Source organism: Aliarcobacter vitoriensis (assembly GCF_048320235.1).
In the GTDB taxonomy this organism is placed as follows: domain Bacteria; phylum Campylobacterota; class Campylobacteria; order Campylobacterales; family Arcobacteraceae; genus Aliarcobacter; species Aliarcobacter vitoriensis.
Window position 1 is genome coordinate 1,488,776 of the sequence record NZ_CP182882.1, and the last position, 20,923, is coordinate 1,509,698.

A 20,923-nucleotide genomic window follows, 5' to 3' on the forward strand; every position below is an offset into this window, starting at 1 on the left:
ACTATTAGTCTTCACTTCTTAAAATTCCAAGAATTTGTAATAGTGATGAGAATAGATTAAAGAAATCTAAATATAAAGATAATGCCGCTTCAACTGGTGAATCATAACCACCTTTAATTATTTGTTGTGTATCATAAAGAATAAATCCACACATTAAAATAGCAATACCAGAAGATAAAAATAAGTGAAACATACTTGAGTATGCAAACCAACCAAAAGCTGTACCTAAAGCAAATATTATTCCAGCAGCAAAAAGTACCCAAAATGCAGAGAATAAAAATCCACCCATAAATGAGAAATCTTTTTTAGTTGTCATAGCAAATAGTGAAATTCCACCAAATGCAACAGCTGTCATTAAAAATGCTTGACCAGCAATACCTGCACCACCTGGCATAGCTAAAATTGAAGCTAATAATGGAGCTATCATTAATCCTGTTAAAAATGTAATACCAAATAAAGCAACTAAATTAATACCAGCTTTATGTTTTACTCTAGGAATTACAAAAAATATTAATCCCATAACCGCAATAAATAGTATCCAATGCATACCAACTAAATATTGAACTATCTCAAGTCCGATGTAAGCTCCTGCACTTGCTGCTAACATTGAACCAGCAAATAATTGGTATGTAGCTTTTAAAAAGCTCATCATATATGCTTGAGATGATTCTTGTGAATGTTCAGATGACTGATTAGTTAAATAATCTCTATTGTACATTTTTCTTTCCTTATTAAAATTTAAAAACATAATTTATATAACAAAAGCTTGTTATACTTGGACATTATAGTATAAAAAAATTGTAAATAAAAGATTAATAAATACAAATTCCAAAATTTAAGCCAGAATTAATAGAAACCTCTTGACAAATAAGAAAAAAGCTATTATAATTCCCGTCCAATTTGACCAGACAGCTGGGAAGGTTGAGATCTTTAAAGTTTGATAGGTTTAGAGAGGGTAATCTTTGTAAACCGAATATATATGTTAAAAGAAAATTTGTACAAGTAGTAATATTTAACCTAGAGATAGGAATAGATATTATTTGAAATACTTGTCTATAACTTGAGTGATAATTTTGTAACTAACTTAATAGAGAGTTATATGTTTAGAGATAGATATATAGTTTAAAAGAGAGTAATTATGGAATATGTCAGTTTCAAACACTATAAAGAGTGATAGAATTTAGAATGTAAATTAAAATGTAATTTTTAATTTGTAGTTTTTTATTTTTCATTGTAAATTTATGGAGAGTTTGATCCTGGCTCAGAGTGAACGCTGGCGGCGTGCTTAACACATGCAAGTCGAACGAGAACGGGTTATAACTTGTTATAACTGTCAGCTAAGTGGCGCACGGGTGAGTAATGTATAGGTAATATGCCTCTTACTAAGGGATAACAAATGGAAACGTTTGCTAATACCTTATATTCCTTATAAACAAAAGTTTGTAAGGGAAAGATTTATTGGTAAGAGATTGGCCTGTATTGTATCAGTTAGTTGGTGGGGTAATGGCCTACCAAGACAATGACGCATAACTGGTTTGAGAGGATGATCAGTCACACTGGAACTGAGACACGGTCCAGACTCCTACGGGAGGCAGCAGTGGGGAATATTGCACAATGGACGAAAGTCTGATGCAGCAACGCCGCGTGGAGGATGACACATTTCGGTGCGTAAACTCCTTTTATATAAGAAGATGATGACGGTATTATATGAATAAGCACCGGCTAACTCCGTGCCAGCAGCCGCGGTAATACGGGGGGTGCAAGCGTTACTCGGAATCACTGGGCGTAAAGAGCATGTAGGCGGATTGATAAGTTTGAAGTGAAATCCTATAGCTTAACTATAGAACTGCTTTGAAAACTGTTAATCTAGAATGTGGGAGAGGTAGATGGAATTTCTGGTGTAGGGGTAAAATCCGTAGAGATCAGAAGGAATACCGATTGCGAAGGCGATCTACTGGAACATTATTGACGCTGAGATGCGAAAGCGTGGGGAGCAAACAGGATTAGATACCCTGGTAGTCCACGCCCTAAACGATGTACACTAGTTGTTGTGAGACTAGATCTTGCAGTAATGCAGTTAACACATTAAGTGTACCGCCTGGGGAGTACGGTCGCAAGATTAAAACTCAAAGGAATAGACGGGGACCCGCACAAGCGGTGGAGCATGTGGTTTAATTCGACGATACACGAAGAACCTTACCTGGACTTGACATAGTAAGAATGATTTAGAGATAGATTAGTGTCTGCTTGCAGAAACTTGCATACAGGTGCTGCACGGCTGTCGTCAGCTCGTGTCGTGAGATGTTGGGTTAAGTCCCGCAACGAGCGCAACCCTCGTCGTTAGTTGCTAACAGTTCGGCTGAGAACTCTAACGAGACTGCCTACGCAAGTAGGAGGAAGGTGAGGATGACGTCAAGTCATCATGGCCCTTACGTCCAGGGCTACACACGTGCTACAATGGAGTATACAAAGAGCAGCGATACAGTGATGTGGAGCAAATCTTATAAAATACTTCCCAGTTCGGATTGTAGTCTGCAACTCGACTACATGAAGTTGGAATCGCTAGTAATCGTAGATCAGCTATGCTACGGTGAATACGTTCCCGGGTCTTGTACTCACCGCCCGTCACACCATGGGAGTTGAACTCATTCGAAGCGGGGATGCTAAAGTAGCTACCTTCCACAGTGGATTCAGCGACTGGGGTGAAGTCGTAACAAGGTAACCGTAGGAGAACCTGCGGTTGGATCACCTCCTTTCAGAGAAGTGTATTAAGATTTGATTCTTAATACATAGAATAAGAAAAAAACAATTAACAATATATGTTCGGTTTATAAAGATTATTTGAATAAATATATATAGGTGAATGGGCCTATAGCTCAGCTGGCTAGAGCGCTCGACTGATAATCGTGAGGTCTCAGGTTCAAGTCCTGATAGGCCCACCATTAAATAATCTTTACTTTTAATAGAGATATTAGAATTAAGAGTTTTGTTGGGGAATTAGCTCAGCTGGGAGAGCGCCTGCTTTGCACGCAGGAGGTCAGCGGTTCGATCCCGCTATTCTCCACCATATATATAAACTAATATTTAAAAATTAGATATAAGCTTTTATAGATTAAAAGTTTATATCTGGTTTTTAAAACTAGAAAACATTACTAAGATAACTTTAGTTATTTTAAGTAGTATGATATTTAAAAATATAATGTTAAAGTCTTTAAAATTTTTTCGTAAGATTAAATAATAATATGAAGATAAAAGATGAGAGTTTTTTATTGTAGTAGAGTTAAATAATTTTAAATAAAAAAATTTCATATCAATAATTTGTGATAAATTAAATTTATTATAAAACTATAGATAGAACACAACTAAATTATTAAATATAAATATATTTAATAAGATAGTAGCCAAAGAATATTATCAAACTAAAAGTATTAAATTAATTTTTAATACTTTAAAGGCAAATAACTTGAAAGAGTTATTTATTAATAAGCTATTAAGGGCTAATGGTGGATGCCTAGACTGTAAGAGGCGATGAAAGACGTATTAGGCTGCGATAAGCCACGGGGAGTTGCCAAAGAGCGTTGATCCGTGGATTTCTGAATGGGGCAACCCAGTATAATGAGAGTTATATTACCCTACGGGGAGCGAACCTAGTGAAGTGAAACATCTCAGTAGCTAGAGGAAGAGAAATCAAAAGAGATTCCGTAAGTAGCGGCGAGCGAACGCGGACAAGGACAAACCCAATACTTGTATTGGGGGTTGTAGGACTATAATATGAATTAAAGATGATAGATGAAATACTTGGAAAAGTGTAGCATAGAAGGTGAAACTCCTGTAATTTAAATCATCAATAATTTTAATAGTATCCTGAGTAGGTCGGAACACGTGATATTTTGACTGAAGCTGGGGGGACCACCCTCCAATCCTAAATACTACTTACAGATCGATAGTGAACAAGTACCGTGAGGGAAAGGTGAAAAGTACTGCAGCGAGCAGAGTGAAATAGAACCTGAAACCATTAGCTTACAATCATTCAGAGCCCTATGATTTATCAGGGTGATGGACTGCCTTTTGCATAATGAGCCTGCGAGTTGTGGTTAGTGGCAAGGTTAAGTCAAGTACGAAGCCGTAGCGAAAGCGAGTCTTAATAGGGCGCCATAGTCACTAGCTGCAGACCCGAAACGAAGTGATCTATCCATGAGCAGGTTGAAGCTGGTGTAAGAGCCAGTGGAGGACCGAACCCGCTGACGTTGAAAAGTCTTGGGATGACTTGTGGATAGGGGTGAAAGGCCAATCAAACTTCGTGATAGCTGGTTCTCTCCGAAATATATTTAGGTATAGCCTTGTGTTGTAGCATATAGGGGTAGAGCACTGAATGGGCTAGGGCTGCTTACCGCGGTACCAAACCCTATCAAACTATGAATACTATATGTGGAATCACAGGAGTCAGGCGGTGGGTGATAAAATCAATCGTCGAGAGGGGAACAACCCAGACTAACAGCTAAGGTCCCTAAGTTACATCTAAGTGGAAAACGATGTGGAGTTACTGTGACAACCAGGAGGTTGGCTTAGAAGCAGCCATCCTTTAAAGAAAGCGTAACAGCTCACTGGTCTAGTGATTCTGCGCGGAAAATATAACGGGGCTAAGATGTACACCGAAGCTTTAGATTCAATTTTTAATTGAGTGGTAGGAGAGCGTTCTATTCAGCGTAGAAGATGTACCGGTAAGGAGCGTTGGAGCGGATAGAAGTGAGCATGCAGGCATGAGTAGCGATAATTAAGGTGAGAATCCTTAACGCCGAAAACCCAAGGTTTCCTACGCGATGCTCGTCATCGTAGGGTTAGTCGGGACCTAAGTCGAGTCCGAAAGGGGTAGACGATGGCAAATTGATTAATATTTCAATACCAACATATAAGCGCGATGTGGGGACGCATAGAGTTAATCGAGGTCACTGATGGAATAGTGGCTCGAAGGACGTAGGTTGTTAAGTAGGCAAATCCGCTTAACATTAGACCGAGATCTTACAGGCTCTTGACACTCTTCGGAGGAGATGGAGAATCGATGATACTGTCGTGCCAAGAAAAGCCACTAAGTATATTATATGTTGCCCGTACCGTAAACCGACACAGGTGGGTGGGATGAGTATTCTAAGGCGCGTGGAAGAACCCTCTTTAAGGAACTCTGCAAAATAGCACCGTATCTTCGGTATAAGGTGTGCCTACTTTGGTATATGAACTTGCTTCAAAAAGCCAAAGAGGTTGCAACAAAGAGTCCCTCCCGACTGTTTACCAAAAACACAGCACTTTGCTAACACGTAAGTGGATGTATAAGGTGTGACGCCTGCCCGGTGCTCGAAGGTTAACTGATGATGTCAGCGCAAGCGAAGCATTTGATTGAAGCCCGAGTAAACGGCGGCCGTAACTATAACGGTCCTAAGGTAGCGAAATTCCTTGTCGGTTAAATACCGACCTGCATGAATGGCGTAACGAGATGGGAGCTGTCTCAAAGAGGGATCCAGTGAAATTGTAGTGGAGGTGAAAATTCCTCCTACCCGCGGAAAGACGGAAAGACCCCGTGCACCTTTACTACAGCTTGACACTGTAGCTTGGATATTCATGTGCAGGATAGGTGGGAGGCTATGATGACTAGACGCCAGTAGAGTCGGAGCCATCCTTGAGATACCACCCTTGAATATTTGAGTTACTAACTGCGTACAATTATCTTGTATCAGGACAATGTCTGGTGGGTAGTTTGACTGGGGCGGTCGCCTCCTAAATAGTAACGGAGGCTTACAAAGGTTAGTTCAAAGCGGATGGAAATCGCTTGTTGAGTATAATGGCATAAACTAGCTTGACTGTGAGACCTACAAGTCGAACAGAGACGAAAGTCGGTCATAGTGATCCGGTGGTTCTGCGTGGAAGGGCCATCGCTCAAAGGATAAAAGGTACGCCGGGGATAACAGGCTGATCTCCCCCAAGAGCTCACATCGACGGGGAGGTTTGGCACCTCGATGTCGGCTCATCGCATCCTGGGGCTGTAGTCGGTCCCAAGGGTATGGCTGTTCGCCATTTAAAGCGGTACGCGAGCTGGGTTCAGAACGTCGTGAGACAGTTCGGTCCCTATCTTCCGTGGGCGTAGGAAAGTTGAAGAGATTTGTCCCTAGTACGAGAGGACCGGGATGAACGTACCACTAGTGTACCAATTGTTCTGCCAAGAGCATCGTTGGGTAGCTACGTACGGATGTGATAAGAGCTGAAAGCATCTAAGCTCGAAGCCAACTCTAAGATGAACTTTCCCTGAAGTTCCCAGCAAGACTAGCTGGTTGATAGGCTGGATGTGTAAGCGTTGTAAGGCGTTTAGCTGACCAGTACTAATAGAACGTTTGGCTTATTTTTATTTCTTTGGTTTACTATCTTATTAAGTATACAATACTTAATAATTGTGTTTACATTAGTTTTTATATGAAATACAAAAAGACTTTAACATTATCTTTATCTAAACTCTATATTTGAGTTGAGTATTAAGAGCAAAGCTTTTAAATGAAAAGTTAAAAATGGAAAATGAATAATTCACTTTTTATTTGCTTTTACTACTCAACTTTGTTAGTGGTTACAGAGAAGTGGAAATACCCAGTCCCCATTCCGAACCTGGTAGTCAAGCACTTCATCGCCGATAATACTGCAGGGTCCCCTTGTGGAAACGTAGGTCACCGCTAACTCTTTGAGTATTCTTTTTACAAATGCCTTTCCTAAGTTACTTCTTCTAGTATTTTAGGGAAGGCTTTTTTTTATTCTATTTCTTCCTTCTCAACACAATTAAACATATTTAAACACCTTCTTTAAATTTTATTTACATAATTTATCTTTTATCTATCTTCTGAAAGATTGAGTTTTATTCAAAAGAAGTTACTCTATACTTTTTATTAAATTTATTTACATAATTTATTTTTTAACTCTTTTTTTTAAAGAAGTTTTATTACATTTTATGACTATTTTTTTAAATATAACTAATAGCAATAAAAAATTTAAAACAGGATTATTTACTAATAATTGTTACTAAAAGTAACTCTAACTAACAAATTTAAAAATTCTTTTGTAAAAATTGTCCATTTTTTTCATTTAAATCGTCTTACTATATAGAGAAACAAATTCTCAAAATTAATACAAAGGATTAGAAGATGAAAAGAAAGATTTTCATATCAGTTTTAGCATCAATGATGTTAAGTGGAACAATGTTAAATGCAAAAGAGATAAGTTTGCAAGAAGCAGTAGAGAATATAGTAAAGAAATATAATGTAACATATATTTCAAAATCAAAAGATTTGAAGAATAAAATAGTTGATTCAGAAAAGTTAGGTTTCGGGGGGGTACGGTATTAAGTAATCTAAATAGTGTACTAGAAGAACATAATCTCAAAGCTATCGAAGAAGATAGTATAATTTACATAATAGAAAAACCAAAATATCAAAACTTTGGTAATACTACTGTTTTAGATGAAATTTCTGTAAATAGTGCAAATTATAAAAATGGAAGTGCAGAATCAGGCTACCTTGTAGAAGAAACATCAGATATAGGTCCTTGGAGAGGTAAATCACTTCAGGATACACCACTATCAATAAATGTAATCACAGAAGATTTAATACAAAATATTCAAGCAACAACAGTAGATCAAATCTACAATATCAATCCAACAGTTTCATCTCATACTGTAAAACAAGAATCTTCATGGAATCCTATTATATTAAGAGGAGTTAGTGGTATTGCTAGTACGGCTTTTGATGGTATGAAAAGGGTGGAATCATTTGATAGTAATAACCCAGAAGAGTTTGAAAGAATAGAAACTATTACTGGTTTTACAGGCTTTTTATATGGAGCAAATAATGTTGGTGGAATAATAAACTATATTCCTAAAAAACCAACTTCAAAAGCACAACATAGTGTAATTATCGGAAATGGTGGTGGAACTAGTGGATATTACGCACATCTTGATTCAGGCGGACAACTAGATAGTGAAGGAAAATTTGGATATAGACTAAATGTAGTTAGCGAAGACCACGATACAATAGTATCAAATCAAGATTATGATAGACAAATGATAAATCTAGCACTTGATTATAAACCAACAGATAATCTACTACTTCAAGCAACAGTTTCAGATAGTAAATATAAACTAAATGGAGCCCAAGAAGCTTGGGCATTAGGAGTTGGAGCCAAAAGACCAAGTGCAAAACTTATAGATAGTAATAAACTTTGGGGAGAAAAATGGGCATATTATTCAAAAGAAAATAGAAGATATAGCACAAATCTTTTATGGAATATCAATGATAATATAGATTTTAGAGCTGCTTATATGTATGAAAAACAAGATAGAGGTGGAAATAATTATATATTGGCAACTATAAATTCTGATGGGACTTATGATAAAGAAGCATATCATAGAGAAAATGGACAAGAGCTTAAAAACTCGGGAGTTTATGCTTTCTTAGACTTTGATTTTGATACAGCAAGTATAAATCATCAATTAACTCTTGGAATTCAAACAAGTGAAGGAAAATCAACTGGAAATATAATAGGTCCAGATAATGGCTATGTAGCAACTTCAACTGGATTAAGTTTTGATTCTCCAACATATATAGGGGAACTTCCTAAAGGAACAGTTATAGGAAGAAGATTACAGTGGCAGAACAAGTATCAAAATCTAACGATTGGTGATAGTATAGCACTAAATCCTCAATGGGATTTAATTTTAGGTGCAAGTTATGTAACACTTGAAAATGTAGTAAGTGGCTATGAAAAAAGTGAATTAACACCATCAGTATCTCTTGTATATAAACCACTTGAAAATCTATCTTTATATACTAGTTATATGGAAGCTCTTGAGCAAGGAGGAATAGCAGGAGATAAATACAATGGTTATGATGTTGTAAATGCAAATGAACAAATGAAACCTATTATGAGTGATCAAATAGAAGTTGGAGCAAAACTTACTTTAGGAAATACACTTCTAACTGCTGCACTTTTTCAAATAGATAGAGCTTTTCAGTTTTATGATGAAAGTGATATAACAAAACCAAAATATGTTCAAGATGGGAGAAATGTATATAAAGGATTTGAGTTTACTGCAACTGGAAAACTAACAGATAATCTAACAGCTATTGGTGGATTTACACTTCTTGATGCAAGTGTAAAAGACAATAAAAGTAATCCAACATTAGAAGGAAAAACACCATTTAATGTTTCTGATAAATTTGCAAAATTGTATTTAGAATATACTCCCTTTGATAGTATTGATTTTGCAGTAAACGGTGGAGCAAACTATACTGGAAGCTTTTATGGTACAAATTTTGAAACAGATAAGATAGATAGTTACACTTTATATAATATAGGTGCTAGATATACTACAAATGCTACACCTTATCCACTAACTTTTAGAGTGAATATAAATAATTTATTTGATAAAGAATATTGGGCAAGTTCTTGGAATACAGGGGATAGAAGAACTATTTATGCTTCTGTTCAGATGAAGTTCTAAAACATATAGTATAAAGAGAGTTTTTCTCTCTTTATACACTCTTTATAGATTACAAAAAATATTCTAATCTTTTAACTTAATTAAGTATAAAGCAAATAACAAATTTTTTTTAGCTATAATCTTATTAAAATATTATAAATTAGGAGACCCAAGTGGTATTTATAGATAATGTATATGCTGATGAAGTTATGGATTCAAGAGGAAATCCAACTGTAAGAGCAACAGTAATTTTAAGTGATGGTTCAAAAGGAAGTGCGATAGTACCAAGTGGTGCTAGTACTGGAAAAAGAGAAGCTTTAGAGTTAAGAGATGGTGATAATAGATTTTTAGGAAAAGGTGTTTTAAAAGCAGTTGAAAATGTAAATACAAAAATTGCTGATGAGTTAATAGGACAAAGTCCTTTTAATCAAGCAGAAGTTGATGCTATCATGAAAGAAATAGATGGAACAAACAATTACTCAAATCTAGGAGCGAATGCAGTTTTAGGTGTATCTATGGCAACTGCTAGAGCTGCTGCGAATTCATTAAATATTCCATTGTATAGATATTTAGGTGGGGCAAATGCTATGACTATGCCTGTTCCTATGTTTAATATCATAAATGGTGGAGAACATGCAAATAACTCTGTTGATTTTCAAGAGTATATGATTATGCCAACAGGTTTTGAAAATTTCAATGATGGATTAAGAGCTGTTGCTGAAATATATCAAAATCTTAAAAAAGTTATTGATGGTATGGGTGAGAGTACAGCTGTTGGTGATGAGGGTGGATTTGCACCAAATTTAAAATCAAATGAAGAGCCAATTCAAGTTATTATGAGTGCTATTACTAAAGCTGGGTATAAAGCAGGTGAGCAAATCTCTATAGCTTTAGATGTAGCTGCTAGTGAGTTAATCAACGATTCTGGAAAATATGTATTAAAAAGTGAAAATAGAGAATTAACAAGTGCTGAACTTGTAGCTTACTATGAAGATTTATGTGCTAAATATCCAATAGTTTCAATTGAAGATGGATTGAGTGAAGATGATTGGGATGGATGGAAAATATTAACTGAAAAATTGGGTTCTAAAGTACAATTAGTTGGAGACGATTTGTTTGTAACAAATGCTTCTATTTTAGCTGAAGGTATCAAAAAAGGTATTGCAAATTCAGTATTAATCAAACCAAATCAAATTGGAAGTGTTAGTGAAACTATGCAAACAATAAGACTTGCACAAAGAAATAACTATAATTGTGTTATGAGTCATAGAAGTGGTGAAAGTGAAGATGCTTTTATTGCTGATTTTGCAGTTGCTTTAAATTGTGGGCAAATAAAAACGGGAAGTACAGCAAGAAGTGATAGAATCGCAAAATATAATAGACTTCTTGAAATTGGTGCAGAGATAGGATATGCTGAATATTTAGGAAAACAACCATTTTCTAAAAAATAATGCAAAAAACAAAAAAGAAAAGTGGTATTGGCGGATTTATACTAATAGTGATTTTTTCACTATTGGTAACAATATATTTTGCTTTACACTGGGTAAATCTTCTTTTTGGAGATAATTCAATAGAAGTTTATAACTCATTGAAAAATAGAAAAGCTTATTTGGAAAATGAGATTGCAAGACTTCAAAAAACAAACGCTTATTTGCAAAAAGAGTATTTTGAACTTAAAAATTTGGAGCCAGAAGAATGAAAACAAAATTGATTATGCTAACAGTAGTTTTGACGATATTTTTGGAGGCAAGAGATAATCCTTTTGCAAAATACGAAGAAGAAACAGGTAGAATGTTTGAATTAAACGAAACGCCTAAGAATCTTGAAGAGATGCAAGAAGCAGAGTATATAAAAAAAGTTCAACAAGAGATAAATCAACAAGTTACTACACAAACTCCTACCAAAACACCTACTCAAACAACAAAACAACCTGTGAAACCAGCTGAAAAAACTTATTCAAAAAAAGAAGTTGATAGTTTAATTCAAAAAACAAAACAACAAAGTGAACAAAAAACTAAAGAGTTGGTAAAAAAAGAGTTGTCAAATGTGAAAAAAGAACCTGAACAAATAGTTTATGTAAAACCACGAGCTGATGTTGAATCTGATGGAAAAACTACTACTTCTTCAAATGACGGTGGGACAAGTGGTGCAAAAAATATTTTACCTTTTCTAAATGTTGAGATATCTGATGACAAGTTGGTAATAAAAAGTGAACATACTATGTTTAAAAAATTTACTATCAATAAAGAAAATAAATTGGCACTTGATTATCGTGCAAAAGTATCTTTTACTACAAAACGAGAAAATATAAATTCTAAAAACTTTAAAAATATTGTTGTTGGGAATCACCAAAAAGGTGGATACTATCGAGTTGCTATTGAACTTGGTGATAAACCATCAAAATATAATGTTGATGTTGCAGGTGGGACTGTGACTATAAGCTTGAAATAGATAAGAATTTTCTTATCTATTTAATATTTCTCTAAAATTATTTTCATATAAAGATAAAAATGTAAAATTTTCATCGACACTGCCCCAAGCATCACCTACTGATTTTTTAGTTTTTTCATATTCAGGAATATAAACTTTTCCTTTATATTCAGCAACTGCTATTTTTCCATTTTTAAATTTGATTATAAAATCTGGATAAAATTTACCTTTTTCCGTTTCAAGCCAAAATGAGTTTTTATAATCTCTATCTACATTTCTAATCCAAATAGAAACATTTTCTAAACTATCAATATACAAAGCAACTTTGTACTCTTCATCACTATCAAACTTATGTACATACTTATATTTATGTTTTTTAAAAATTCCACTTCTATCATCAGGTATTGGGAAATAATTGTTTGAACTAAAATAGATATTATTACTCATAACAAAATTAAATTTACCTTCATTAAACAATTTTCTAAAACTTAAAGTTTTAGAATTTTCTATCATAGATTTTAGTTTATTTAAAATTGCTTTTTTTAGATTATATTTTTTACTAATAAGCAGAGTTAAATCAATATTTTCTCTATTATTAATTAAATCAGTAATTACCAAAGAGATAAAGCTTTTAATTTCAGTTGAGTCAAATATTCTAAAAATATTTTCATCTTCTTCTCTTAAGAGTTTTGATATATTATGAACTAGATTTTGTCTATTTTCTAAGTTATAATCTATTTTATGTGAGTTTATTAGATTTCTTTCATTCTCATTTTCTTCTTCAAAAATTGGTAAAATATCATCTTTTTTTTCTAATTTTTGTTTTATTATTTTATTTTGCTTTATATCTATTAAGCCTAAATTTTCATTTAGCTTTATATCAAATTCATCAATGCTTAATTTACTATTTTTTATTATTTCACTTTCACTAATATCTATAAATTCATTTATCAAACTATCTTCAAAATCATAATTCTCACCTTGGTACTCTATTTGTAATATTGGAATTTCAATATCAGATGTTTTTTCAATAAACTCACTTTTTGATGAGTTTATATTTTCTTTGATTTCATCTAATTTATGATGAATATTTTGTGGTACTACTTTTTTCAAATCTTCAAAAAGTTTTTCTCGTTTTGAAGAGCTTGGAAAATTTGTAATAGTTAAAATATTTGTATCTGTATTTATATTTATGTATGGTTCTATTGATGGTTTCATAAACTCTTCAAGATCCATATTTTCTAACTGAATTTGTCTATCTTCATATAAATTATCTTGAAATAACCCACCTAAAACTATATTTTGATTTGTATTTGAACTTATATCTATACTTATTTTGGCTTCCATATCTTCAAAACCACTATCAACTAAAGTTTTTCCAATATTTTGTGCTACATCTTCAAAACTACTAGAAGCAACATAGACATAACTTTTTTCTAGCTCTTTTTTATTTTTTGATTCAATATATGGCATTCTTAAAACTCTACCTATTAACTGCTCTATTGCAGTAGCTGATTGCATATTTGAAACAACACTTAAAACATAGGCAAAAGAACAATCCCAGCCCTCTTTTAGTGCATCAACAGTTATAATATATCGTATTGGGCAATCTGGACTAAATAAATCAACTCCATCAATCTCTTTTTTATCACCAGTTTGAATAGCTATTTGTTTTTCATCTATTTTAAACTCTTCTATTAAAATAGTTTTTATTTTGTCATAAGTTAAATATTCACTTCCTCTATTTTCATCTGCTCTTATTAGATTTATAGGGCGAATATATCTTGAAGATTGACCTTCTTCTAAAATAGATAATTTCTCTAAATATTCTCTTTTTTCAATTCCCTCTTTTAATATTTTCAAACTATCATCAATAGTTTTTAACATAATTGGAAGTTTTATCATATTCTCTTTTTTTAGTTCAGTTGCATTTACACTATATAAAATATTACTTGCATAAATCTCTTTTGCTTTAATTGTTTTTGTAATAGGAGTTGCAGTTAATTCTAGTATAAAAGATGGTTCAATATCGAGTAAACTTTTTAAAGATAGGGCTGTGCTTGATTTGTGTGCTTCATCTAAAATAACTATCGGTTTAAAGTATTTAATCATATTTTCTAAAGATGGCTTCATATCAAGTGATTTTAACATTTCATAATATGTACTATTTTCATCAAAAAATTTTCTACCATCTTTGTTTGTTGTTCTAAAACTTTGAATTGTCCCTACAATAATCACTAAAGACTCTTTTGGATTAAAACTCTTTTTAAATGCTTCTTGAATACTTAAAATTTCTATATTATCGAACTCTTTATCCAATATTTGTCTATAAGAGTGCTGTTTGTTTTTTAAAACTTCAAGAGTTTGAGAAACTATTTTATCACTTGGAGCTAACCAAAGGACCAAAGAGTAATCTTTATTTAGATAGTTTTGAGTTATAACTCTAATACTTTTTGTAGCAATTAAAGTTTTTCCACCACCTGTTGGAATTCTGATACAAACATAAGGATTGGAAAAGTTATCAACCTCTAAATATTGATTATTTATAATATCTTTAAAACTTTGATTTATACTACTTTCATCTATATTATTACAAAATTGAGTAAGGCTGTTTATAGCCTCTTGTTGATAATTTTTTAGCATTAGTTTTCCTTTATATCATAAGGTATATATCTTATAGTAATGTTTGATTTTTTTAGTTCTTGAGAACTGATAGTGGTTTTTTTAGTGTAGATTATTATCTCTTTGTAGTTTGAATGATTTTTTAAAATATTTTTCATATCAAGCAATTTAAAACTTTTCTCAAAGAAGTAGATATATTTGTCTTCTAATTTTCCTAGAAATGGCTCTTTTATCTCATCTTTTAAAATAGGTTTTTTGAACTCTACAAAGTAGAGATGTTTTGCAATTTGAAGAAAATTAAGATTTTTATTTAACTCTTTATTTTCATCAAAAATATCATCTCCTAATTCACAATACTTAAATCCACCACCTAAACCTTCTTTGAAGCCTTTTATATCTTTTATGCCTTCTATTTTTAGGTTATTTTCTTTAAAAGTTTTCTCTATTTTGTCAAAATTTGAACTATTTTCCTCTATTATCTTATTTGCTTCATTGCTTAAATCTTGCATCTTTTTACTATTTAAAATATCTGTCGTACTTAGTTTTTTCTCAAAAAGTATTGTTTTATCTTTCCCTGTAAAACTATAACCCTCAACTACCCTTTTTACACGCTCTGCTGTAATATCTTTTGCATAGTCCATAGTTTCTATTAAAATAAATTTACGATTTCCACCATCAAGAGCATTTTGCTCTAAAACTGCATGTGCTGTTGTACCACTTCCTGCAAAACTATCAAGTATAATATCGTTTTTTGAAGTAGAAAAAATATGAATTAATTGTTTTATAAAAGATGAAGCTTTGGGATAGGGAAATATTTTATCATCATTAAAAATTTCTTTAATTTGATTTTTTCCTTCTATTGTTCCACCAAAATCAGTAGTTAAGCTTCTGGGTTTTTTACCTTGAATATTTAGGTATTGTTTAAAATGAACACCCCAAGAATTATCATTTTTTTGAAATATTTTGATTTCACCATTTTTGTAATCTTCATAAAATCTTTTTTCTGACCTTATCCATTCGCCATCTATAAAATCTCCATTGGGTGTAGGTATTTTATATTTAATGGGATTTTTCAATCCAGGTCTTGCAAATGTATCCCAAAAGAAATACCCTTTTTCATCTTTATCTTTATATCTCTTGAGATAATTTTCATCAAAATCCATAAATAATTCATCAAGATTATTTATATTTTTTGAATAAATTAATAAATATTCATGTTCTTTTACTATATGTTTACTATCACTGCCCCCACCAACTTTAGATTGTTTTATGAATTTTCCAACGAAATTATCTTTCCCAAAAATCTCATCACAAATCATTCTTAAATGTGTAACTTCTGCATCATCTATACTTATAAATATTACTCCATCATCTTTAAGAAGTTCTCTAAGAAGTTTAAGCCGTGGATACATCATACAAAGCCATTTATCACTTCTGCTTAAATCTTCAGCATTTACAGTTTTTGTAAGCCATTTTTTGATTATTGGGCTATCCATATTGTCATTATAAACCCACGATGTATTTCCGGTATTATATGGTGGGTCTATGTAAATCATCTTAACACTACTTGCATAATATGGCAAAAGAGATTTTAAAGCAAGAAGATTATCCCCTTTGATAATCATATTTGAAGTATTTAACTCTCCAATTTCTTCTTTACACTCTATGGTTTTATATGGAATTTTTTTGTGATGATTTACAACATCTTTTTTCCCCATCCAATCTATATATGGCATATTTTTTCTTTTTTTTAATTTTTTTGTTTTACAAACATGTGAGATTCAAAATAAATTGATAATAGATTCTTCATAATATAAACTCCATTTTTTGGAGGTTTTATAATATTTCTTATTAAAATCTAGTATATAAAATGGAAAATATGAATTGATAATGTTATTAGATAATTGTTTATAGATATAAAGTGTCAACATTAAAGTAAAAGGAGAAAAGAATGTTTTTTTTATGTAATTATTGTTATAATATAAGTTTAAATAAAGCTGAAAGTGTAATATGTTATATATAATATCTAATTGTACAAATGGTAAAAAACTATTGCCAAGTAAATGCAATTTATTTAGAAATTATAGACATAATATTATAGAGAATGTTACATTAGATTGGAAAAGTAATCTCAAAAATTCGAGTAATAAAATTAAAGCAAAAGATTTATACAAAGGGGTAACTTGGAAAGCAATTTTAGATTGTGAAAAAGAATTTAAAATTAAATTTCCTACAAAACTATTAATTGCGTCTGCTGGTTATGGACTAATAGATTCAGAAAAAATGATTTCTTCTTATGGAATAACATTTTCAAAAAATCAATTAGATAGTGTTAATAAGTGTTGTTTAAATAAAATTTGGTGGAATAATATTAATGAATTTTCAGTAAATGAATTTAAAAATGTTTCAGCAATATTTATTTGTTTATCAAAAGAATATTTAGACGCTACTAATAACTATATTGAGAAATTAATTCAAATTTACTCTGACAAAGTCTTTATTATAAATGTTGCAAAAAAATGTGACTTAAAATTTAGAAAAAATTCTCTAAATTTTGATTCTAGATTTAATTTATATGAACCTGGTACTTTGATTAATTTATCCCAAAGAGTTCTCAGATGGTTATCTAAAGAAATTGTAAAAAATGATTTAAAATTAGACCACAATATATTACAAGAGTATATTAATAATTTCTTAAATAAATTTGAAAATATTTATATTAAAAAAGGCAAAAAACTTGAAGATACCGATTTGAAAATAATGTTAAATGATTTTATGTTAAAAGAAAATATTTTATCTGCATCAAAAGGATTAACTTTATTACGAAAAAGTGGATTTTCATGTGAACAAAAAAGATTTCATAATTTATTTAACAATTTAAAAAAAGAGATTCTTAAAAAATGAAAAGTAATTTTAAAACAAGAGCTTTAGAAACAAAGCAAAATAATCAAAAAATTTATAGTTTCTTTATTCCTGCAAAAGAAATTTTGTCTTTTTCTGATATCTCAAGAATACACAGAGATGAGCAAAGTGAATTACAAGGTTTACAAAGAAAAGAAGTAAAAAAACATATTAATGATATTTTAGAATATCTTAATATGGAAAATATTTTATTCCCAAATTCAATTATATTAGCTATAAATGAAGAAGTAAAATTTACAAAAGCAAGAGGTATAAAATTAAATTCAGATAAATATTCAATGAGTGGTACTTTAAGTATACCAATCAAAGAAGAAGGTTTTAGACCAGCTTGGATAGTTGATGGACAACAAAGAGCGATAGCTTTAAGTAAATGTAACAAGCCAAATTTGCCAATACCTATTATTGCTTTTATTGCTGATAGTTTAGAAGTACAGAGAGAACAATTTATTAGAGTTAATAAAACTAAGCCTCTACCAAAAGGTTTAATTGATGAGTTATTACCAACAATAAATGGAATACTTCCTTCTGATTTAGATTCAAGAAAAGTTCCTTCAGCTATAACTGAATTATTAAATTTTGACCCTAAGTCACCATTTTATGGACTAATACAAAAGGTTTCAGTAGAAAATAATGAGAATTTCAAACCAATTATTGCACATAATTCAATTATAACAATATTAAAAAAATCTTTAAATAATACTGCAGGATGTTTATTCCCTTATGTTGGTATTAATAATGGAGAAACAGATTTAGATAGTATATTAAAAATTATTTATACTTACTGGAATTGTGTTAAAAAAGTTTTTATTGAAGATTGGGGAAAACCTTCAAATCAAAGTCGATTAATGCACGGAACAGGTATTTTTGCTATTGGTGCATTGATGGATACAATAATGAGAAATGTTAATCCAGATGATAAAAGGATTGAGAATAGAGTAATGAAAGAATTACATAAATTAAAACCATATTGTAAATGGTCTAGTGGAATGTGGGAAGAACTTAATTTAGAGTGGAAAGATATACAAAATATTCCTCTTCATAAAAAACTTTTAACAACATATTTAATACGACAATTTAATAAAGAGATATAAAAATGAAATTTATATTTGCAGATGCTCAAGATACAATAGATTTAGATTACAATTTTTTAACTGATGAATTTTCAGCTAAAAGAGTAATTCAAAGAACAGATAGATATCCGCATGAAGTTTTTAGTAAAAAACCATATGATGGAATGCTAATATCTAGAGGTTTATTAGATGATGGGATATATAAATCTAATAGTTGTGCATACAATAGTGCTCAAACAAGAAGAATAAAAATGCAGGGAATAAAAAGATTTCTACGATATTACGATGGTGAGATATTTGGTGATAATGGTGCTTTTAGTTACCATATGTTAGATAAACCACCTTATTCTGTATCTGAAACTGTTACATTCTATGAGAAATGTAAATTTAATTATGGAATGTCTGTGGATCATATTATATTTGAATATGATAAAAGATTTGATACAGATGGTGAGTTTGATGATAATTATAAAGTTACAGAAAAAATGCAAAAAAGATATGATATTACTATTAATAATGCAAAAGAATTTTTAAAAGAGTGTGATAAACAAAAAGTGAATTTTCATCCTATTGGAGTAGTTCAAGCATGGTCTCCAAAAAGTATGAAAAGAGCAGCGAGAGAACTTATAGATATGGGGTATACTTATATAGCTATTGGAGGACTTGTTCCATTAGATATTAATTCTTGTGAAGAAATAGTAAAAGCCGTAAGAGATGAAATTGGATATGAAATAAAAATACATTTATTAGGATTTGCAAAAGCAAAACAACTTGATAGATTCATAAAATATAAGATTACTAGTTTTGATTCAACTTCTCCACTAATTAGAGCTTTTAAAGATGAAAAAGACAACTATTATACACCAAAAGATCATTATACTGCCATAAGAATACCATCTTCACAAAAGACACCTGCATTAAAAAGAAAGGTGTCATCAGGTTTGGTTGATCAAGAAGAAGCTGAAAAATTAGAAGAAAAAGCATTATCATCTATAAGAGCTTATGATAAAGGTGAAGAGACTTTAGAAAATACATTAAAAGCTTTAGAAGAATACGAATTAATTTTTAGGGATAAAGTACCTATTCAAAGGTATAAAGATATACTTTCATCAAAATATTGGCAGAAATGTCAATGTGAAGTATGCCAAAATGCTAAAATAGAAACAATTATTTTTAGAAATTCTAATAGAAATAGACGAAGAGGATTTCATAATTTATGGCAATTTCAAAGAGAATTAGAAGAATTAAGAGAGGCAAATAACATATGTTAAAATTTCCTGCATTAAAAGTAAATCAAAATGGAAAGAATATATATACATTTAAAGTATTAGGAAAAGATATTTTAAGTTTTTCATCTATAGATAGAGCAAAACGAAATGAAGATGGGAAACTATTTGGATATCAAAGGGTTAAAATTCTAAAACATATAAAAGAAATAGAAAACTACTTAAATACAGATACAGCAATTCTTGCAAATTCTATAGTAATATGTTTTGACTCACATGTAAAATTTGAATCAATTAATGATGGAGATTTTGGATATTTATGTATTCCAGACGATAAGATTCATGGACAAATAGTAGATGGTCAACAAAGATCTAGTGCCTTACAAAATCTACAAAATAATGAATTTGAAGTGCTTGTTAATGCATTTATTACAGATAATAAATTAGAGCAAACCGAACAGTTTATTTTAATTAATAACACTAAACCTTTATCAAAAACTTTAATATATGAATTATTACCTGAAATAGATACTGAATTACCATCTACATATAAAGATAAACAATTACCTAATAAGATAATTGGAATATTAAATAGTCAAAAATATTCACCATTTTATCAAACAATAAAAACGCATACTTTTCAAGAAGGCTATTTAAAAGACAATACAATAATAAAAGCTATAAATAAAAGTTTAACTAATGGAATATTATATGAGTTAAGTGAACATGAATTAGGTATGAATGATATTGAATCTATGGTGAGTTTATTAAATGCTTTTTGGGGGGCTGTAAAAGTTGTTTTTCCAAAAGATTGGAAATTAAATCCAAGCAAAACAAGATTAACTCATGGTGCAGGAATTTTAGCACTTGCAGATGTAATGGAAGAGATAATATATTCTCAGATTTTAGAAAATAATCCTAATTATTTAGAAGACAAAACCTTTCTTGTAAATGATTTTGAGAAATATTTAATAAAATTAAAAGATAAAATTGATTGGCAAAATGGAAAATATAACTTCGCTAATGATGGGCAGATAAGAAACATTATGGATATCCAAAATACAAGTAAAGATATAGGTATATTTAGTAATTTTATTTTAGAACAAATTAATAGATAGACTAAATAAAAAAGATCTTTTTATTTA

12 protein-coding genes, 2 tRNA genes and 3 rRNA genes are annotated in these 20,923 nt (G+C 31.0%); 14 read left to right on the top strand and 3 right to left on the bottom strand.

What is annotated here, in order from left to right:
- Window positions 1-4: 4 nt before the first annotated feature.
- Window positions 5-718 carry a Bax inhibitor-1 family protein gene (locus tag ACNSOS_RS07450; RefSeq protein WP_113895302.1) on the bottom strand — a complete coding sequence of 238 codons (714 nt, stop codon included), beginning with the start codon at window positions 716-718 and terminating at the stop codon, window positions 5-7.
- Window positions 719-1,238: 520 nt separating this feature from the next.
- Between ACNSOS_RS07450 and ACNSOS_RS07455 the strand changes: the two genes are divergently transcribed.
- The 10 genes from ACNSOS_RS07455 to ACNSOS_RS07500 all read left to right on the top strand — a co-directional run bounded on the left by ACNSOS_RS07455 (window position 1,239) and on the right by ACNSOS_RS07500 (window position 11,959).
- Window positions 1,239-2,756 (top strand): 16S ribosomal RNA (locus ACNSOS_RS07455).
- 109 nt (window positions 2,757-2,865) lie between these two features.
- Window positions 2,866-2,942, top strand: a tRNA-Ile gene (locus ACNSOS_RS07460).
- Between the two features lie 49 nt (window positions 2,943-2,991).
- Window positions 2,992-3,067: transfer RNA gene (locus ACNSOS_RS07465), tRNA-Ala, on the top strand.
- Window positions 3,068-3,480: 413 nt separating this feature from the next.
- A 23S ribosomal RNA gene (locus ACNSOS_RS07470) occupies window positions 3,481-6,393 on the top strand.
- A gap of 206 nt (window positions 6,394-6,599) precedes the next feature.
- Window positions 6,600-6,716, top strand: a 5S ribosomal RNA gene (gene rrf / locus ACNSOS_RS07475).
- Together the 16S, 23S and 5S rRNA genes with 2 tRNA genes alongside form the textbook arrangement of a ribosomal RNA operon.
- Before the next feature lie 459 nt (window positions 6,717-7,175).
- Entirely contained in the window at window positions 7,176-7,376 is a 201-nt protein-coding gene (locus ACNSOS_RS07480; RefSeq protein WP_418184792.1) for a hypothetical protein, read from the top strand.
- 269 nt (window positions 7,377-7,645) lie between these two features.
- Window positions 7,646-9,529, top strand: a complete 1,884-nt coding sequence (locus ACNSOS_RS07485) for a TonB-dependent siderophore receptor (RefSeq protein ID WP_418186311.1) — start codon at window positions 7,646-7,648, stop codon at window positions 9,527-9,529.
- A 152-nt stretch (window positions 9,530-9,681) separates the two neighbouring features.
- Window positions 9,682-10,959 (top strand): phosphopyruvate hydratase, encoded by a 1,278-nt coding sequence (gene eno, locus ACNSOS_RS07490; protein ID WP_113892132.1) that lies wholly within the window; start codon window positions 9,682-9,684, stop codon window positions 10,957-10,959.
- Window positions 10,959-11,207: an FtsB family cell division protein gene (locus ACNSOS_RS07495; RefSeq protein WP_113892134.1), complete on the top strand. Its 249-nt coding sequence runs from the start codon at window positions 10,959-10,961 to the stop codon at window positions 11,205-11,207. Before eno ends, ACNSOS_RS07495 begins: the two co-directional genes overlap by 1 nt.
- A complete protein-coding gene (locus tag ACNSOS_RS07500) occupies window positions 11,204-11,959 on the top strand; it encodes a hypothetical protein (RefSeq protein ID WP_418184793.1) in 756 nt (251 codons plus the stop codon). Before ACNSOS_RS07495 ends, ACNSOS_RS07500 begins: the two co-directional genes overlap by 4 nt.
- Window positions 11,960-11,971: 12 nt before the next feature.
- Here the strand turns inward: ACNSOS_RS07500 and ACNSOS_RS07505 are convergent, their stop codons facing one another.
- Together ACNSOS_RS07505 and ACNSOS_RS07510 are read right to left on the bottom strand one after the other, a co-directional pair.
- Window positions 11,972-14,581: a DEAD/DEAH box helicase gene (locus tag ACNSOS_RS07505; RefSeq protein ID WP_418184794.1), complete on the bottom strand. Its 2,610-nt coding sequence runs from the start codon at window positions 14,579-14,581 to the stop codon at window positions 11,972-11,974.
- Window positions 14,581-16,296 carry a site-specific DNA-methyltransferase gene (locus ACNSOS_RS07510; RefSeq protein WP_418184795.1) on the bottom strand — a complete coding sequence of 572 codons (1,716 nt, stop codon included), beginning with the start codon at window positions 16,294-16,296 and terminating at the stop codon, window positions 14,581-14,583. The genes ACNSOS_RS07505 and ACNSOS_RS07510 overlap by 1 nt, the downstream gene beginning before the upstream one ends.
- Before the next feature lie 274 nt (window positions 16,297-16,570).
- On the opposite strand from ACNSOS_RS07510, the gene ACNSOS_RS07515 reads away from it, so the two are divergent.
- From ACNSOS_RS07515 to dbpB (ACNSOS_RS07530), 4 genes are read left to right on the top strand one after another with little or no spacing between them, the layout of a single operon-like run.
- On the top strand, window positions 16,571-17,464 hold the full coding sequence (locus ACNSOS_RS07515) for a hypothetical protein (protein WP_418184796.1): 894 nt from the start codon (window positions 16,571-16,573) through the stop codon (window positions 17,462-17,464).
- On the top strand, window positions 17,461-18,573 hold the full coding sequence (gene dbpB, locus ACNSOS_RS07520) for a DGQHR domain-containing protein DpdB (RefSeq protein ID WP_418184797.1): 1,113 nt from the start codon (window positions 17,461-17,463) through the stop codon (window positions 18,571-18,573). Before ACNSOS_RS07515 ends, dbpB (ACNSOS_RS07520) begins: the two co-directional genes overlap by 4 nt.
- Window positions 18,574-18,575: 2 nt before the next feature.
- Window positions 18,576-19,823: a tRNA-guanine transglycosylase DpdA gene (gene dpdA / locus ACNSOS_RS07525; protein ID WP_418184798.1), complete on the top strand. Its 1,248-nt coding sequence runs from the start codon at window positions 18,576-18,578 to the stop codon at window positions 19,821-19,823.
- On the top strand, window positions 19,817-20,896 hold the full coding sequence (gene dbpB / locus ACNSOS_RS07530) for a DGQHR domain-containing protein DpdB (RefSeq protein ID WP_418184799.1): 1,080 nt from the start codon (window positions 19,817-19,819) through the stop codon (window positions 20,894-20,896). Before dpdA ends, dbpB (ACNSOS_RS07530) begins: the two co-directional genes overlap by 7 nt.
- Window positions 20,897-20,923: the final 27 nt, after the last annotated feature.

Coding starts and splice junctions, on each gene's coding strand:
- ACNSOS_RS07510 (WP_418184795.1), bottom strand. CDS start 16,296: ATGCCATATATAGATTGGATGGGGAAAAAAGATGTTGTAAATCATCAC.
- dbpB (WP_418184797.1), top strand. CDS start 17,461: ATGAAAAGTAATTTTAAAACAAGAGCTTTAGAAACAAAGCAAAATAAT.
- ACNSOS_RS07500 (WP_418184793.1), top strand. CDS start 11,204: ATGAAAACAAAATTGATTATGCTAACAGTAGTTTTGACGATATTTTTG.
- ACNSOS_RS07495 (WP_113892134.1), top strand. CDS start 10,959: ATGCAAAAAACAAAAAAGAAAAGTGGTATTGGCGGATTTATACTAATA.
- ACNSOS_RS07480 (WP_418184792.1), top strand. CDS start 7,176: ATGAAAAGAAAGATTTTCATATCAGTTTTAGCATCAATGATGTTAAGT.
- ACNSOS_RS07505 (WP_418184794.1), bottom strand. CDS start 14,581: ATGCTAAAAAATTATCAACAAGAGGCTATAAACAGCCTTACTCAATTT.
- ACNSOS_RS07450 (WP_113895302.1), bottom strand. CDS start 718: ATGTACAATAGAGATTATTTAACTAATCAGTCATCTGAACATTCACAA.
- dbpB (WP_418184799.1), top strand. CDS start 19,817: ATGTTAAAATTTCCTGCATTAAAAGTAAATCAAAATGGAAAGAATATA.
- dpdA (WP_418184798.1), top strand. CDS start 18,576: ATGAAATTTATATTTGCAGATGCTCAAGATACAATAGATTTAGATTAC.
- ACNSOS_RS07515 (WP_418184796.1), top strand. CDS start 16,571: ATGTTATATATAATATCTAATTGTACAAATGGTAAAAAACTATTGCCA.